This is a genomic window from Methylobacterium sp. E-041, from assembly GCF_022829665.1.
Classification (GTDB): Bacteria; Pseudomonadota; Alphaproteobacteria; order Rhizobiales; family Beijerinckiaceae; genus Methylobacterium.
The window spans coordinates 104466-120957 of the sequence record NZ_JAKSYQ010000292.1 but is presented as its reverse complement, the minus strand read 5'-3'; the positions used below and the strand labels follow the sequence as shown (position 1 = coordinate 120957).

General features: G+C 70.7%; 16 protein-coding genes and 1 riboswitch. Of the genes, 7 read left to right on the top strand and 9 right to left on the bottom strand.

Going from position 1 to position 16492, the window contains the following annotated elements; all coding sequences use genetic code 11:
• From MKK70_RS27565 to MKK70_RS30920, 4 genes are all read right to left on the bottom strand, one after another.
• On the bottom strand, positions 1–2172 hold the full coding sequence (locus MKK70_RS27565; protein ID WP_243951195.1) for a TonB-dependent receptor: 2172 nt from the start codon (positions 2170–2172) through the stop codon (positions 1–3).
• Between the two features lie 335 nt (positions 2173–2507).
• Positions 2508–2716, bottom strand: a riboswitch (cobalamin riboswitch).
• Between the two features lie 84 nt (positions 2717–2800).
• Positions 2801–4036, bottom strand: coding sequence for an App1 family protein (locus MKK70_RS27560; RefSeq protein ID WP_243951127.1), 1236 nt, complete (start codon positions 4034–4036; stop codon positions 2801–2803).
• Between the two features lie 61 nt (positions 4037–4097).
• Positions 4098–5084 (bottom strand): site-specific tyrosine recombinase XerD, encoded by a 987-nt coding sequence (locus tag MKK70_RS27555; RefSeq protein ID WP_281408255.1) that lies wholly within the window; start codon positions 5082–5084, stop codon positions 4098–4100.
• Entirely contained in the window at positions 5081–5233 is a 153-nt protein-coding gene (locus MKK70_RS30920; RefSeq protein WP_147730042.1) for a histidine kinase, read from the bottom strand. Before MKK70_RS30920 ends, MKK70_RS27555 begins: the two co-directional genes overlap by 4 nt.
• A 338-nt stretch (positions 5234–5571) precedes the next feature.
• Here MKK70_RS30920 and MKK70_RS27545 point away from each other — a divergent pair, with 338 nt between their 5' ends.
• From MKK70_RS27545 to MKK70_RS27525, 5 genes are all read left to right on the top strand, one after another.
• Entirely contained in the window at positions 5572–6177 is a 606-nt protein-coding gene (locus MKK70_RS27545) for a shikimate kinase (RefSeq protein ID WP_147727186.1), read from the top strand.
• Positions 6178–6184: 7 nt separating this feature from the next.
• On the top strand, positions 6185–7303 hold the full coding sequence (aroB, locus tag MKK70_RS27540; RefSeq protein WP_243951125.1) for a 3-dehydroquinate synthase: 1119 nt from the start codon (positions 6185–6187) through the stop codon (positions 7301–7303).
• An 81-nt stretch (positions 7304–7384) separates the two neighbouring features.
• Positions 7385–8644 (top strand): glycosyltransferase family 87 protein, encoded by a 1260-nt coding sequence (locus MKK70_RS27535; RefSeq protein ID WP_243951123.1) that lies wholly within the window; start codon positions 7385–7387, stop codon positions 8642–8644.
• 113 nt (positions 8645–8757) lie between these two features.
• Positions 8758–10056 (top strand): HlyC/CorC family transporter, encoded by a 1299-nt coding sequence (locus tag MKK70_RS27530; RefSeq protein WP_147841603.1) that lies wholly within the window; start codon positions 8758–8760, stop codon positions 10054–10056.
• 177 nt (positions 10057–10233) lie between these two features.
• Positions 10234–11433, top strand: a complete 1200-nt coding sequence (locus MKK70_RS27525) for a sensor domain-containing diguanylate cyclase (RefSeq protein WP_243951121.1) — start codon at positions 10234–10236, stop codon at positions 11431–11433.
• Here MKK70_RS27525 and MKK70_RS27520 read toward each other — a convergent pair.
• Positions 11418–12410 carry an NAD(P)H-dependent flavin oxidoreductase gene (locus tag MKK70_RS27520; protein WP_243935491.1) on the bottom strand — a complete coding sequence of 331 codons (993 nt, stop codon included), beginning with the start codon at positions 12408–12410 and terminating at the stop codon, positions 11418–11420. The two genes, MKK70_RS27525 and MKK70_RS27520, sit on opposite strands and share 16 nt — an antisense overlap.
• A gap of 255 nt (positions 12411–12665) precedes the next feature.
• Here MKK70_RS27520 and MKK70_RS27515 point away from each other — a divergent pair, with 255 nt between their 5' ends.
• Complete coding sequence (locus tag MKK70_RS27515; RefSeq protein ID WP_279603821.1) at positions 12666–13295, top strand: pyridoxamine 5'-phosphate oxidase family protein; 630 nt, start codon at positions 12666–12668, stop codon at positions 13293–13295.
• A 46-nt stretch (positions 13296–13341) separates the two neighbouring features.
• Here MKK70_RS27515 and bfr read toward each other — a convergent pair whose 3' ends face one another.
• From bfr to ruvA, 3 genes are all read right to left on the bottom strand, one after another.
• Positions 13342–13839, bottom strand: a complete 498-nt coding sequence (bfr, locus tag MKK70_RS27510) for a bacterioferritin (RefSeq protein WP_147727192.1) — start codon at positions 13837–13839, stop codon at positions 13342–13344.
• 48 nt (positions 13840–13887) lie between these two features.
• On the bottom strand, positions 13888–14166 hold the full coding sequence (locus MKK70_RS27505) for a bacterioferritin-associated ferredoxin (protein ID WP_243951119.1): 279 nt from the start codon (positions 14164–14166) through the stop codon (positions 13888–13890).
• 230 nt (positions 14167–14396) lie between these two features.
• A complete protein-coding gene (gene ruvA / locus MKK70_RS27500; protein ID WP_243935490.1) occupies positions 14397–15014 on the bottom strand; it encodes a Holliday junction branch migration protein RuvA in 618 nt (205 codons plus the stop codon).
• Positions 15015–15190: 176 nt separating this feature from the next.
• Between ruvA and MKK70_RS27495 the strand changes: the two genes are divergently transcribed.
• A complete protein-coding gene (locus MKK70_RS27495; protein WP_243951117.1) occupies positions 15191–15817 on the top strand; it encodes a YceI family protein in 627 nt (208 codons plus the stop codon).
• Between the two features lie 6 nt (positions 15818–15823).
• On the opposite strand, the gene ruvC is transcribed toward MKK70_RS27495, so the two are convergent.
• Positions 15824–16387 (bottom strand): crossover junction endodeoxyribonuclease RuvC, encoded by a 564-nt coding sequence (ruvC, locus tag MKK70_RS27490; protein ID WP_147841608.1) that lies wholly within the window; start codon positions 16385–16387, stop codon positions 15824–15826.
• Positions 16388–16492 lie beyond the last annotated feature (105 nt).

Genomic DNA, 16492 nt, shown 5'->3' with positions numbered 1-16492 from the left:
TCAGAACGCCGTCGTGAAGGCGACCTCGAACGAGCGCGGGCGCCCGAGGAGCCAGTTTGTGCCGACCCCGTCCACCGCGTTTCCGCTGATCGCGTAGACCTTGTCGAACAGGTTGAAGACGCGGAAGGACAGGCGCGAGGCCGGCGTGACCTGATGGTCGAGGCCGAGGTTGACCAGCCCGTAGGCCGGGCGTCGCGCGGTGTTGCCGAAATCGCTGAACACCTCGCCGACGTACTGGAACCCGACCCGTGCTTCCCAGGTCGGCGCGAAGGCGTAGTTGAGCCAGAGGTTGGCGACCCGCTCGGGCACGTCGATCGGCCGGTTGCCGGCGTACGAAATCGTCGCGCCGTTCACGGCCTGGTCGAAGGAATCGTACTGCGCGTGCAGCAGGGCGAGGTTCGCGTCGACCCGCCAGAGCGGCGTGACCTGCAGCGAGAGCGCCGCCTCGACCCCGTAGGAGGATTGCCGGCCGACCTGCGTCGAGACGTTCGGCTGGCCCGGCACCGCCGAGATCAGGTTGTCCTTGACGATGCGGTAGCCGGCGAGCGTCCACTCGCCTCGGCCGTCCCAGAATACGCCCTTGGCGCCGAGCTCGACCTGCTCGCCGGTGGAGAGCTTGAAGCCGGCCAGCGATTGCGACAGCGTGATCAGGCTGTTCACCGGGTCCGTGGCGGTGGCGACCTGCGCATAGAGCGCGGTGTCCGGCGTCGGGTTGAACACCAGCCCGAAGCGGTAGCCGAGGCCCTGGAAGGACTTCTCGAACTGCGCGTTGCTCATCAGGTTCTCGCGCTGCAGGGTCGAGGCATCGAACCGGACGCCGGACAGGAACGAGAGCTGGTCGGTGAGGATCAGCCGGTCCTCGGCGAAGACCGAGGCCTGGTCGGTGCTCGTCGCGTAGGCCGGGCTGGCGCGGCCGTTCAGCGGGAACGAGCCCGGGTCGTAATCCGTCAGCGGAACGCTGGTGACGAGGCCCGATCCGACGGTCGAGAAGTTGTTGATGTGCCGGAAGTCGATGTGGTTCACGTCGAAGCCGGCCAGGAACTCGTTGCGGAAGCCGAACAGCGTGCCCTTGAACGCGGCGTCGAACCGGTTCCCGACCTGTTCCTGCTGGTGGTAGATTTCGGTGTAGTCGCTCCGGTCGACCAATCGCGTCGATCGGTTGAAGCTGTAGGTCTCGACGTCGAGCCAGTGGCGCCGGCTCTGCAGCCGGTAGGCGGTGTTGCGCACCGTGATGTCGGCGGTGGGCGTCCACTCCGTCTTGAGCTGGGTCCAGTTGTCCGCCCAGGTGATCTTGGCGTCGCGGACGTTGTAGTTCTTGAACCGGATGAAATCCGGGATGCGCCCGTCGACCAGCGGCGTGCCCCAGTAGCGCGCCGGCTCCTGATAGCCGAGGTCGTGGCTCAGGGTGAAGGCGAGGTCGGGCGTGGCCTGGAGCAGGATCGCGCCCGAGACCGCGAGGTTGCGGAAGTCGCCGTCCGGGCTGATCCAGCCGCCGGCGCGGTTGCCGCTGACGTTAAGGCGATAGGCCACCGCGTCGCCGATCGGGCCGCCGGAATCGAGGGCGAGCCGCGCGATGCCGTCCGATCCGACGCCGGCCCGCACCACGTTGATGGGCGTGAAGGTCGGCTTCTTCGTCACCACGTTGATGACGCCGCCGATCGCCCCGTCGCCGTAGAGCACGGAGGCCGGCCCGCGCAGCACCTCGATGCGCTCGACGTTCCAGGTGTCGAACGGGAAGGTCACCGTGTTGGCGCCGACGAACAGCCGCGTGCCGTCGTAGAGCTGCTGGATCGAGTTCGGCCCCGAGAACCCGCGGCTGGTGAAGGCGCCGTTGCCGTTGCCCGGCGAGGCGATGGTGGTGATGCCGGTGGCGTTCTGCGTCACGGCGTCCGCGATCGTGTCCTGGCCGCGCAGCCGCGCGGTCTCGCCGGAGATGACGTCGACGCTGCCGGGGGTCTCCAGCGGCGTGAGGCCGAGGCGGCTCGCGCCGCGGTCGGGCGTGCGCAGGTTGAGGCCGACCGGCGCGGTGCGGCTCAAGCCGACGCCGTCGCCCGCGACCGTGAGGGTGTCGAGCACGACGCTCGCCGATTCGCCGGCGACCGGCTGGGCGCCGGCCTCTCGCGGCGGAGCGAGGATGACGAGCGCCGTGCCGGCGAGGAGCGGGCAGCGCATCGCGCGCCCGAGGGAACGAGCGGTTTGCAGAAGAACGAGCATGGATCGGATTCGGCTCTATCGGCGCGACGCGACGGCCTGCCCGACCCTCGATCTACATCGAATGTAACAATGTTACAATTAGGCGATCGGCCGAACGCGGCTCGGCCGCCGGCGCACGGATGCCGGGCGGCTTCCTGTGCGTCGTTCGGCGCGGGTCTCGCGGTCGGCAAGGGCATGGAAGGGACGTGCGGACGCGTGTGGTGGCACGTCACCGCGAACGAGGCCGCCCCGCATGCGCCGCGCGGGCCCATGCGTCTCGACACCCGTCGAGGCACCCCGCCCGACGCGTTTCGCGTGTGACCACGACTGACGGCAGGTCTCCTGGCTCGCGGGTCGCTGCCCCTCATCGTCTTCCCAGGCGCCGTGACCCAGTGACGTGTTGATGGAGGCTCGCCGCTTACAGTTGCGGGGGCAGCCGCGGCATCGGAAAGGCTTCTCGGAGCCTCGTCCTCACCGCGTTCCCTTTTGATCCCCGAGGGGAACCGTCCCCGCCAAGTGGCTTCCGCGGTCCCGAAGAGTCAACGGCCGGAATCACGCTCCTGTGAAGTGTGACCCGGCGGCGACAGCGACGGCGCGCACGGTGGCGCTAGGTCGAGACATGCGATCCGTCCTGCGCCGACGCCTCGACGACGACGCTCGGCGGCAAGGTTCCTCCGGCGCCGCCGAGGACGGAGCCGAGGTCGCCCGGCAGGGCGGTCTCCGCGGTCAGCTCCGCCGGCTCGCCGCCGGCCGCGTGCTCGTCCGCCACCAGGGCGACCGCGCCCAGTGCGATCAGGCCGAGGCTCGCCGCGTGCCGGGCGATGGCGGTGCTGTCGGCGGCGATGACGAGGTGGCTCCCGGCGGCCGCGACGACCTGCGCCAGCGCCTCGATCTCGCGTATGCGGTCGGCGTCCCGCGACACGTTGCGGATGTAGACCGCCTTCACCCGGCCGGGATGGTCGGCGACGATCCGGCCGTAGACCTCCGGATCGTGCTGCCCGCTGTCGCCGATCAGCACGAAGGGCAGGTCGCGATACAGCGACAGCATGTGGACGATCAGGGCGCGCTTGTGATCCTCCGCCCGGCGGGGGAGGGGGTGCTTCCACGACAGGCCCCATTCGCGCAGGAACAGGATCGGGCCCACCGGGATGCCGTGGATCGTGAAGAACTCCGACAGCATCTCGTACAGGCCCCACGGCGCGCGCGAGACGTAGAGCATCGGGTTGGCCTCGATGCCGTCCGGGCCGACGTAGAGGGCCCGGTAGAGCGCGGCGACGCCGGGGAAGGCGACGCGGTTCTCGGCATCCTCCACGAACAGCCGCCACAGCATCTTGGCCTTGTTGGCGACGCCCGTGCGCATCACCGTGTCGTCGATGTCGCTGACGACGACGCAGCCGGTGGCGCCCGGCGGCACGAACACCTGCCCCCGCGCCCGCACCGGCAGCTCCGCCTCGAGCGTGAGGTCGACGTCGTGCCAGCCATGGTCGCCCGCGGGCAACGCCTCCGGGCTGAGATGGACGCGGAAGTAGCCGTCGCGGTCGGTCTGGACCCGCGCCTGCGCGCCGCCGAAGCGGGCGGTGACGGCGGCGTCCTTCAGCGCCCGCCGCGCGATCCGCCGGGTGATGTCCCGCAGCTGCGCGCGCAGGCTCTCGTCGCCCGGTGCCGTACCGGGGTGGGACTGGCGGAAGATGCGGCCGATCAGGAAGATCTCGTCGGCGGAGCCGTAGCCGCGATAGGGCTCAATGACGATGCCGCCGCGCCCCTGCGCCCGGCGGACCGGGCGGGCGACGAGCTTCAGCGCCCGGACCGCGCCCTTCCTCCAACGCCGCAAACGCACTCCCATCGCCGATCGCCCGCTTCCGTCGCCTGAGCCGGTCAACGCCGCAAGCGGCGGATCGGAGCCCTCACGGCTGCACCTCCGGTGCGCCGTCGGGGCCGGAGGGCTCGTCCATCAGCGGATGCAGGTCGCGGACCATGCTCTTCAGGCGGTCGTCGAGGACGTGCGTGTAGATCTGCGTCGTCGAGATGTCGGCGTGGCCGAGCAGCTCCTGCACGATCCGCAGGTCGGCGCCGTTGTGCAGCAGATGGCTGGCGAAGGCGTGGCGCAGCACGTGCGGGCTGACCTTGTCGGCGCGCAGGCTCGCGGCCTCCGCCGCCGCCTTCAGGTCGCGGGCGAAGGCCTGCCGGGTGAGATGGCCGCTCTCGCTGTCGGCGGGAAACAGCCACGGCGCGTCGCTCGGCGAGGCGGCGAGGTGCCGGCGCATCGCGTCGCGCGCCAGCTCGGTGAGTGGCACGAGCCGTTCGCGCCCACCCTTTCCTCGCACCACGAGGTAGCGCTCGCGGGTCGAGGCGGCCGAGCGCGGAAGCGCGATCAGCTCGGAGACGCGCAGGCCCGTGGCGTAGAGCAGCTCGAGCAGGCACAGCATCCGCTGCGCCCGTCGCGCCTGGCCCGGCGCCTCGGCCTCGACCGCCGCATCGACCTGCGCGCGCGCCGTCGCGAGCAGCCGGTCGACTTCGGCGACCGACAGCACCTTCGGCAGCGCGCGGCCGCGGCGCGGGCCGGTGAGCGGCGCGCTCGGATCGGATTCGGCCAGCCCTTCTGCGTAGAGGAACTTGTGGAAGCCGCGGATGCAGGAGAGCCGCCGGGCGGCGGAGGCCGGCTTCAGGCCACGCGGCTCGAGGGAGGCGACGTAGGCGCGGAGGTCCGCCGCCTCGATCTCGGCGAGGTCGAGGCCCTCGTCGGCGAGGTGACCGAAGTAGTCGTCGAGATCGCGCCGGTAGGCTTCGAGGGTGTTCTTCGCCGCTCCGCGCTCGGCGGCCAGCATGTCGAGGTAGGCCGCGATCTCGGGCGGCGTCCGCCGCTCGGCCTCGGGCGGACGCTCCTCCCTCACCGGCCGCCCGGCTGGAGCTTCGAGGCGGGGATGGTCACGCTCATTTCCCGCGGCGTCGGCGTCACGAAGGTCGCGAGCGCGAACATGCCGGCGAAGACGAGGCCGGCCAGGATCGCGAGGGTGGCGAAGAAACGGAATAGGGTCGGCACAGCGGTCGAACCTCGGGGCACGCGGACGCGATGGAGCAGGGCGCAGCGGGGACTTAAGTTTTGCGCCGCGGCGACCCGGGTTGCACCATGCCGCCGCCGCGCTGGCAAGGCCCGGAAGGCCACATCCTGCGCCCGTCTCGCCGCGACGATGGGCCGGCGCATCGGGCCGGCTCCACGCCGTCTCCGGGCCCTTTCCGAGATTTCAGGGGGCGGCGGCCGCGGGCCCGACCGCATGGGTGATAACCCCGCAGACTTGGTATAAGACCCGGGACACCGCCGCACCCGCTCCCAGCCCCGTCGCCGACCCGCCCTTTGCCGTCCATGCCGAGCCCCGCCCGATGACCACGCCCGAGCCGATGGGCGATCCGATCGAAGCGCGCCTGCGCCGGGCCCTCGGCTCGCGCTCGATCGTGCTCGTGGGCCTGATGGGAGCGGGCAAGAGCACCGTCGGCCGCCGCCTCGCGAGCCGGCTCGGCCTGATCTTCAAGGACGCCGACATCGAGATCGAGGCGGCCGCCGGCCTGACCATCCCCGACATCTTCGCGATCTACGGCGAGCCGAGCTTTCGCGACGGCGAGGAGCGCGTGATCTCGCGCCTGCTGCGGGCGGGGCCTCTGGTCCTGGCCACCGGCGGCGGCGCGTTCATGCGCGAGTCGACCCGCGCGCGGATCGCGGAATCGGGCGTGTCGGTCTGGCTCAAGGCCGAGCTCGACGTGCTGATGCGGCGGGTGCGCAAGCGCGGCAACCGCCCGCTGCTCCAGACCGAGGATCCCGAGCGGACCATGCGCGACCTGATGGACCTGCGCCATCCGGTCTATGCCGCCTCCGACGTGACCGCGCTGTCCCGCGACGTCGCCCACGACCGCGTCGTGCAGGACGTGCTCGAAGCCCTCGACGCCTACCTCAACCCGCCGGACGAGAGCCGCGCGGTCGCCGCGCAGTGAAGCTGTCATGACCGAGCCCCTCGCCGTCCACGTCCCCCTCGACCAGGGCCGCGACTACGACATCCTGATCGGGCGCGGCCTCATCGCTAGCGCCGGCGCGCGCGTGGCGGCGCTGGGCGGCAAGGCGGCGGTGATCGTCAGCGACGAGACCGTCGCGGCGCTCTACGGCGACGCCCTGCGGAGGAGCCTGGAGGAAGCGGGCCTGCGCTCCGCACTCGTCGCGGTGGCGCCGGGCGAGGCCTCGAAATCCTACGCGACCTACGCGTCGGTCTGCGACGGCCTGCTCGCCCACAAGGTCGAGCGCGGCGACCTCGTGGTCGCCCTCGGCGGCGGCGTCGTCGGCGATCTCGCGGGCTTCGCCGCGGCGACCCTGCGGCGCGGCGTGCGCTTCGTGCAGGTGCCGACGAGCCTGCTCGCCCAGGTCGATTCCTCGGTCGGCGGCAAGACCGGGATCAATTCGCCGCTCGGCAAGAACCTGATCGGCGCCTTCCACCAGCCTCGCCTCGTGCTCGCCGACACCGCGACCCTCGACACGCTCTCGGAGCGCGAGATGCGGGCGGGCTACGCCGAGGTCGCCAAGTACGGGCTGATCGGCGATGCCGGCTTCTTCGACTGGTGCGAGGCCCATTGGCGCGGGATCTTCTCCGGCGGGCCGGAGCGCGACGAGGCGGTGGCGATCTGCTGCCGCGCCAAGGCCGGGGTCGTCGTCCGCGACGAGCGCGAGGACGGCGAGCGCGCCCTCTTGAATCTCGGCCACACCTTCGGCCACGCGCTGGAACGCCTCACCGGCTACGAGTCGGCCCGCCTCGTCCACGGCGAGGGCGTCGCGATCGGGCTGGCGCTGGCGTTCCGCTTCTCGGCCCGTCTCGGCCTGTGCGCGGGCCAGGATGCGGGCCGCGTCGCCAACCACCTCGCGCTCGCCGGCCTGCCGACCACCCTCCAGGCCGTGCCCGGCGGCTGCGGCGACGCCGACGCGCTGCTCGACGCGATGGCGCAGGACAAGAAGGTGAAGGATGGCGCGCTGACCTTCATCCTCGCTCGCGGCATCGGCCGGAGCTTCATCGCGCCGGGAATCGAGCGGGACGCGGTGCGCGCCTTCCTGCAGGACGAGCTGCGGGCCGGCTGAGCCCGACCCGCATTAACCGCGGCGGAACCTCGCGGCCCTATCGTCGCCGCGCTGGCGCTCGGCCAGGATTCGGGTCGGACCATGGGCGCGTCGCAGGGTGTCAGCGCGTCGGAGCGCTTCGCGGCCAGCCTGCGGGAACGTCTCGCCCACGATGCCGGCCTGCTCCGCTTCGCGCGCCTGGCCGCCGCATTCCTGGTTCCGACGATCCTAGCGCTGGCCTACCTCGCCTTCGGCACCGGACCCGATCCGCGCCACAACTGGCTCGGCGACGTGATGGGCAGCGATCTTGCCCAGGTCTGGGTAGTCGGCCGGACGGCGCTGGGCGGACGCGCGACGGAGGCCTACGACCTGCCGGTGCACCTTCAGAACCTCGCTGCGGCCTTCGGGCCGGAATGCCGGTTCGCGTGGCATTACCCGCCGGTGTTCCTTCTGGCGGCGTCCCCCCTTGCGTTGCTGAGCCCGCAAGGGGCCTTCCTCGTCTGGATCACCCTCTCGCTCGCGATCTTCGCCGCTGCGCTCCACCGTGCGACCGGGCGGCGCGACGCGGTGCTGATCGGGCTCGCGCACCCGCTGGTGCTCTGCAATCTCGCGTACGGCCAGAACGGCCTCGTCACCGCTGGATTGCTGACGCTCGGAGCGATGCTGGTCGACCGGCGGCCCTGGCTCGCCGGGCTCTGCTTCGGGCTCGTCGCCTACAAGCCGCAACTCGCAGCGCTGGCGCCGTTCCTGCTGCTCATGACGGGCCGCCGACAGGCGCTCGCCGCCTGCCTCGCCACGGCGCTGGCCCTGTGCCTCGCCTCGGTCGTCCTGTTCGGGCTCGCGCCCTGGCAGGCCTTCGTCGCGAGCCTGTCGGAGACCAACCGGATCATCCTGCAGGAGGCCGGCGCCGGCCTCGATCTCAACGCCAGCGCCTTCGGCGCGGTCCGGCTGGCCGGCGGCTCGTTCGCGGCGGCCTGGACGCTGCAGATCGGCGCGAGCCTCGCGGCGCTCGCGGTCGCCTGGCGGGTCTGGGCCGGCAACGGCGACCTCGGCCTGCGCGCCGCGACGCTGCTCGCCGCGGCTCCGATGGTCTCGCCCTACGTGCCGGTCTACGACCTCGTCCCTCTGGTTCCGGCGACGATCCTCCTCGCGATCGCCGCCCACCGCGCCGGCGGCCTGCACGACCGTGAGCGGGCGTTGATGCTCGCCGCCCCCTTCGTCGCGCTGCTGCGCCTGGCGATGGCGGCGACGAGCCTCCCCTTCGGCTTCCTCCTCGGCCTCACGACGCTCGCCTGCATCGCCGCGCGGGCGCTGCCGCGCCCCGTGCCGCGCCTGGGACCGGCGGTGCCGGCCAAATCCTGACCCTGCGCGCCCGGCGATAGGGCAATCCGGCGCCGAATCCCCTATGAGGGATGTCGCCGTCGCGCCTCGATCCCGAGCCTGCCGCGACGGCATGAGCTCGAAAACCCGGCGCGATGGAAACCCACACCGACCTCTGGCTGGCCGCGAGCATCGTCGTGATCTCGCTGCTGCTCTCGGCCTTCTTCGCGGGCGCGGAGACAGCCTTCACCGCCGCGTCCCGCGCGCGGATGCATTCCCTGGAGGAGGCGGGGGATGCGCGGGCGGGCATCGTCAACCGCATCCTGGCGATCCGCGAGCGCTTCATCGGCGCAATGCTGATCGGCTACAACATCGTCGCGATCGGCGCCTCCGCCTTCATGACGAGCGTGCTGACCGCGGTCTTCGGCAAGAGCGGCGTCATCTACGCCACCGTCGGCATGTCGGTGCTGGTGATCGTCTTCGCTGAGGTGCTGCCAAAGACGCTCGCGATCTCGAAGCCCGACAAGGCGGCCCTGATGATGGCCCGCCCCGTCGCCTTCGCGGTCGCGGTGATGGGCCCGGCGGCGCTCGCGATCGAGAGCCTGGTGCGGCTGATGCTGCGCCCGTTCGGCGTCACGATCGGCGACCACCAGTCGATCCTGTCGCCGACCGAGGAGATCCGCGGGCAGGTCGCGCTGCTGCACCGCGAGGGCGGGGTGGCCAAGGCCGAGCGCGACATGCTCGGCGGCCTGCTCGACCTCAACGACCTCTCGGTCTCCGAGGTGATGGTCCACCGCACCAAGATGCGGATCATCAACGCCGACCTGCCCTCCGAGGAGATCGTGCGCGAGGTGCTGGCCTCGCCCTACACACGGATGCCGCTGTGGCGCGGCACCACGGAGAACGTCGTCGGCGTGCTGCATGCCAAGGACCTGCTCCGGGCCCTCGACGCGGCCGGCGGCGACGCGTCCGGCCTCAAGGTCGAGGCGCTGGCGCTCGAGACCTGGTTCGTGCCGGACACCACCAGCCTGCGCGACCAGCTCAAGGCCTTCCTCTCGAAGAAGACCCACTTCGCCCTCGTCGTCGACGAGTACGGCGAGGTGATGGGCCTCATCACCCTGGAGGACATCCTCGAGGAGATCGTCGGCGACATCGCCGACGAGCACGACGTCACCGTCTCGGGCGTGCGGCCGCAGGGCGACGGCTCGGTCAACGCCGACGGCGGCGTGCCGATCCGCGACCTCAACCGGGCGATGGACTGGAACCTGCCGGACGAGGAGGCGACGACCATCGCCGGGCTCGTCATCCACGAGGCGCGCGCCATCCCCGACCAGGGAACCGCCTTCAACTTCCACGGCTTCCGCTTCCAGGTCCTGCGCAAGGCGAAGAATCGCATCACGACCCTGCGGATCACGCCGCTGGAGCCGACGGGGAGCAAGCGTGGCGACGGATGAAGGATTTGGCCCGTCATCCCGATAACCTATGTTATGGATTTTTGATATCAGTCAGGTCTGATACGGGCGTTTAGATGTTGTTTATGCTCTAGTTTGATGTTGTGCTCAGTCTCGGGTGCCGTATCACAGGTGTGGTCTCGGCCATCGGAGTGATCGTCGGGAGACGTCAAGCGGACCATGCGTCTCGACATCGCGACCCTCTTGCTGGTGACCTTCGTCCTCACGTTCCTCGTGGGCGTGCTCTTCGTGCTGTCGTGGGTCCAGGCACGTCGGACGCACGCTCTGGCGATCTGGGGCGTCGCGCACCTCGTCGGCGCGATCGCCTCCGGCGGGCTGGCCCTGCGCGGCACGATCCCCGACTGGCTCTCCATCGGCGTCGCCAACGCGATGATGATCGCCGCCTACGGTCTGATCTGGAGCGGCGTGCGGGCTTTCGAGGGGCGGAGCCTGCGCCTGTCGATCGCGATCCTGAGCGGCGGCGCCTTCGCGGCGGCCTGCCTCGTCCCGGCGTTCTACGGCTCGATCGCGGCGCGGGTCGTCCTCGCCTCGTCGATCGCAACCCTCTTCTGCGCGGCGAGCGCCTACGAGATCTGGCGCGGCCGGGCGGAACGGCTGGTCTCGCGCTACCCCGCGATGATCCTGCTGTGCATCTACGGGCTCTGCTACGCGGTTCGGATCCCCGCAGCCTTCCTCGCCCCCCTGCCGACCAGCCCAGACGCCCTGCAATCGCGCTGGGTCGCGATCCTGTGCTTTGCCGCGATGCTGTTCACGATCGCCATCGCTTTCACCTTCATGGCGCTGACCAAGGAGCGGGCCGAGCGGGCACAGCGGCTCGCCGCATCGGTCGATCCGCTGACCGGCATCGCCAACCGCCGCGCCTTCGTGCTGGAGGCCGAGGCGATGCTGGCGCGGCCCTCGCCGAGCGCGCTGCTGCTGTTCGATCTCGATCATTTCAAGCGTGTGAACGACACCTACGGTCACGCGGTCGGCGACGGGGTGCTGGTCGGTTTCTGCGCCCTGGGGCGGGCCTTGCTGCCGGGCGATCGCGCGTTCGGCCGGCTCGGTGGCGAGGAGTTCGCGTGCCTGATCCCGGCCCAGACCCCGGAGGCCGCCCGGCGCGAGGCGGTCCGCTTCGGCCGCGCCTTCGCCGCCCTGCGCCTGCCGACGCTGCCGCACCTCGAGGTCAGCTGCAGCATCGGCGTGGCGGTGAGCACGCCGGGACATGAGCGTTTCGACGACCTGATGCGCCGGGCCGACCTCGCGCTCTACCGCGCCAAGCGCAACGGCCGCAGCCGAACGGAACTGGCCGAGGCGGACGGTCCGGATGTGCAGGCCGCCCGAAATCGGCGACTGCCTTGGCCTCAGGCAGCCGAGTAGGCTGCGGCCCCCAGGCGTGCGCGGGCAGCCGCGTATTCGCGCGCGAGCCGTGCGACTACGTCCGCCACGGGCGGCGCGTCCGCGATCGTCCCGACGCCCTGGCCGGCACCCCACACGTCGCGCCACGGCTTCGCCCGGCTGCTGCCGAAGTCCATCGCGCTCTTACCGACATCCGGCAGGCTCTCGGGATCGAGCCCGGCGGCGCGGATGCTGGGGCTCAGGTAGTTTCCGGGCACGCCGGTGAAGAACGGGGTGTAGAGGATGTCGGCGGCCGCGCTTTCCGCGATCATCGCCTTGTAGCCGTCGGCGGCGTTGGCCTCCGCCGTCGCGATGAAGCGCGTGCCCATGTAGGCGAGGTCGGCGCCCATCGCCTGTGCGGCGAGGATCGCGCTGCCGGTGGTGATCGCCCCCGACAGGATGATCGGCCCGTCGTAGAAGCGCCGCACCTCGCCGAGCAGGGCGAACGGGCTCAGCGTGCCGGCATGCCCGCCCGCGCCGGCGCAGACCAGGATCAGCCCGTCGACGCCGGCCTCCAGCGCCTTCTCCGCGTGCCGGACGGTGGTGACGTCGTGGAACACCACGCCGCCGTAACCGTGGATCGGCCGCACCACGGCGTCGGGCGCCCTGAGCGAGGTGATGACGATCGGGACCGCGTGGGCGACGCAGGCGGCGACGTCCCGGGCCAGACGGTCGTTCGAAGCGTGGACGATCTGGTTGACCGCGAACGGCGCGATCCGCCGCGTCGGCTCGGCCGCCCGCGCCGCGGCGAGCGTGCCGGTGATGAGCGACAGCCAAGTGTCGAGGCGTTCAGCCGGCCGGGCATTCAGCGCGGGAAACGACCCGACGATGCCCGACAGGCACTGGGCGATCACGAGGTCGGGCCCTGACACGATGAACAGCGGCGCGGCGATCACCGGCAGGGCCAGCGTGCCACGCAACGCCGGGGGCAGGCGTTCGTTCGATGCGGATTCGGTCATGCGCCCTGCCTCTCGATCGTCGCGGCGAGGATCAAGGGCCGGGCGGTCGCGCCGTCAAGGCTCCGATGCAGGTTTGCCGACGACATCGACGGACACCGGCGTCGGCCGTCGCCAGGCCGCGGCGCGGGTTGTGCAGCCCGGGGCCGAGGTGCAGGCTCGGTCGGAGCCGGTCCGGTCTCGCGCGGCGATCGCGCGTGCCGGCCGGCTCGAGGCCATGTCAGAGGGCCGCGACGGCCCGAACCCGGAGGATGCCGCTTGAGCGGGACGATCGACGACACGATTCTCGGCGTTCCCGAGGCGTTGCGCACGCATGTCGGCGCGATCAGGCCGATGGCCGAGCACAAGGTGCTCCCGCGGCTCGATCACTTCGCGCGCGGTTTCATCGCGCTCTCGCCCTTCCTGGTGCTCGCCTCGATGGACGCGGAAGGCCGGGCCGACGCGAGCCCGCGCGGCGACGCTCCCGGCTTCGTCCGGATCCTCGACGACGCGACGTTGCTGATCCCGGACCGCCGCGGCAACAACCGCGTCGACAGCTTCGGCAACGTGCTCGGCAATCCCGGGGTCGGGCTGATCTTCTTCGTGCCGGGCATCGACGAGACGCTGCGGGTGAACGGGCGCGCGGCGCTGGTCACGTCGGCCGAGATGCTCGCGCCCCTGGTCGCCCAGGGCAAGGTCCCGGTGACGGGTCTGCGCGTCGCAGTGGAGGAGGTGTTCTTCCACTGCGCCAAGGCGCTGATGCGGGCCAAGCTGTGGTCGCCGGAGGCGCAGGTCGAGCGCAAGAGCTTCCCGAGCCTCGGGCGCATCCTCGCCGAGCAGACCGGCACCGTGAGCGTCGCCGATGCCGAGCGCTCGACCGAGGAGGCCTACCGCACCCGGCTCTACTGAGCATCGCGCGGGATCGCCGGAGGTCCCCGGCGATCCCGCCTCCCGTTCATTCGGCTTCGGGGGCGATCGGCTCCAGGCCGCCGACGTGGCGCTGGGCGTAGAGCGGCAGGCCGATCTGGCGGATCAGTTCCTGCTGGGTCTCGAGGAAGTCGATGTGGCCTTCCTCGTCCTCGGCCAGATCCTCGAACAGGCGCTTCGACACCCGGTCGTTGATCGAATCGCAGTACTTGGCGGCTTCGAGGTAGAGCGCGCGGGCCTCGCACTCGGCGGCGAGATCGCAGGCGATGATCTCCTCGACGTTCTGGCCGATCCGCAGGGGATCGAGCTCCTGGAGGTTGGGGAAGCCGTCGAGGAACAGGATCCGGTCGACGAACCGGTCCGCGTGGTTCATCTCCTCGATCGATTCCTTACGCCAGAACTTGGCGAGGTCGATGTAGCCCCAGTCGTTGAGCATCCGGAAGTGGAGCCAGTACTGGCTCACCGCGGTCAGCTCGCTGCGCAAGCCGCGGTTCAGATACTCGATGACCTTGATGTCGCCCTTCATGAAACCCGTTCTCCCCTTGGCCGTGCGAGGGAAAAGCCGGGCTACGCCTCAGGCGGCGATCCCCTCCTCTGCAGGCTGGACCTTTCCCAAACTGCAGCCAGTTGCGCAACCCGTCGCGCAGGCATGGGCGTCCTGTCCCGCCTCGAGCGCCGCGGCGCCGAGGGCGTTCTGCATGATCGAGCGGATCGTGCGGGCGCAACGCCCGCATTTCGGGCTGCAGCCGAGGCAGGCGTAGACCTGGGCCGGCGTGCGCGGGCAGCCAGGACCCGGGCCGAGACACCCGCGCACGGCGCCATCCGAGAGGACGTTGCAGGAACAGACGATCATACGATCCAAAACCCGATGGCTGGAGGCTCGTTTCCTTCGACGCCCTCGAATCGTTCGAGAGCGCTCACCGTGCGTCGTCCCGGTCCTCGACCGTCGCCAGTTTAGAACTCTTGAAAACTAAGCGTTTTCAACGTGTTAGCGAACGCCACATGCCATCCGGCACCGTATGGGTCAAGGCTCCGGCGATCACGAGCGCACGATCGGATCGCGTCGTCGCGTTTCGCGGCTCCCTATTGCGCCAGCTCCTTCAGCGCGAGCCGGATGAGAACCTTCGCCTCGGCGTCCTCGCCGCCAGCCTTCAAGGCAGCGGCGACCGCGGCCGAAGCCTGGAGCTGGGCGTAGCCGAGGTTGACCAGCGCCGAGATCGCGTCGGCGACGGGCTGGGGCGCGGAGCGGTTCTCGACCGCGCCCGACAAGGCGATGAGCGCCGGATCGATCGGCGCGAAGGCCGGCGCCTTGTCCTTGAGTTCGGCCACCAGCCGGGCGGCCAGCCGCGGGCCGACGCCGGGCGCACGCGCAACGGCGGTCTTGTCGCCCATGGCGATCGCCGAGGCGAGCTGAGGCGGCTCCAGCACCGAGAGCAGCCCGAGGGCGACCTTGGAGCCGACGCCCTGCACGGTCTGGAGCAGGCGGAACCACTCGCGCTCGGCATCCGAGCGGAAGCCGTAGAGGCGGATCATGTCCTCGCGGACATGCGTCTCGATCGAAAGGACGGCCGGCTCGCCGGGCTTCGGCAGGCGCTGGAGCGTGCGCGCCGAGCAATGCACCTCGTACCCGACTCCCTGGACGTCGAGGAGGACGAAATCCTCGCCGTAGGAATCGACCACGCCCTTGAGCTTCCCGATCATGAGATCCCGATCATTCGCGCTGCCGCGTCCAGCGTGCCGTCCGCTGCCTACAGAATGCCGCGCATCGCCGCCATCCGGCGAAGCGTGGCGAGTCTTTCGGAAGGCCAGTCTTGAGAGCGGCCGAGCTTCGTGGGATCAGGGCAGGGAAACGGTCGGTTACAACCCAGGCGATCCCGATGCGCGGACCCTTGCTTCTCCTCGCCCTGGCACTCGCCCAGACGCTCGCCCTCTCGCCGGCGCGGGCCGCCGACACCGCGACTGCCCCCAGCGCCGACCCGACGCAGGTCCGGCCGGGCGCCTACCGCCTCGATCCCGACCACGCCAAGATCACCTGGTCGCTGAGCCATCTCGGCTTCTCGACCTATTACGGGCAGATCACCGACGTCACCGGCGACGCGACCCTCGACCCCAAGGACGCGACCAAGATCCGGCTCAAGGTCACGATCGGCACCGACAGCATCACCGGCGTGAACCCGAAGCTCGACGCGCATCTCAAGGCGCCCGACTTCTTCGACACCGCGAAGTTCCCGAGCGCGACCTTCGCCGCCACCGCGGTGGAGGCGACGAGCCCGACCACGGCGCGCGTCACCGGCGACCTGACGCTGCGCGGCGTCACCAAGCCGGTCGCCTTCGACGCGACCTTCAACCAGGCCGGCATCCATCCCGTCGACAAGGCCTACACCGTCGGCTTCGACGGCCGCGCCGTGCTGAAGCGCTCGGACTTCGGCATCGACGCCTACCTGCCGATGCTCGGCGACGAGGTCGTCCTGCGCCTCGAAGGCGAGTTCAAGGCGGTGAACTGATCGGCCTCAGCCGAGCTTGGCCAACGCCGCCGCGATCCGCGCGGCGCCCGGCCCGGCCGCGCCGGGCGGCGGGTTGGCGCGCTTGAGCGCATGGGCGCCGCGATGGTTGACGTGGGTGATGGCGATGGCGAGCGCATCGGCCGCATCCGCCAGCTTGAACTCGGCCTTCGGGAGCAGGAAGCGCACCATCGCCTGGATCTGCGCCTTCTCGGCATGCCCCGAGCCGCAGACCGACTTCTTGATCAGGTTCGCCGCGTACTCGAACACCGGCACGCCGGCGAGCGCCGGCACCAGCAGGGCGATGGCGCGGGCGTGCCCGAGCTTGAGCGTCGCCTGCGCGTCCTTGTTGACGAAGGTCTCCTCGACGGAAACTTCGTCGGGCGAGAAGTCCCGCACGACCCGGGTGATGCCCTCGTGCAATTCGCGCAGGCGCAGCGCCAGCGGCAGGTCGCCGTCCGAGGTGACGACGCCGCAATCGACGTAGGCGAGCTTCGCCCCCGTCACCGTCACGACGCCCCAGCCGGTGCGGCGCAGGCCCGGATCGATGCCGAGGATGCGGATGGGCGTCATGAACCGGACCTTGGCCGCACGGCCGGAACGCCGTACCGGCTCTGTCTGAGCACATAGCGTGAACGAAGGGTTTCGCCAAACGGTCGCGGCTGGCCGACTTTCGAA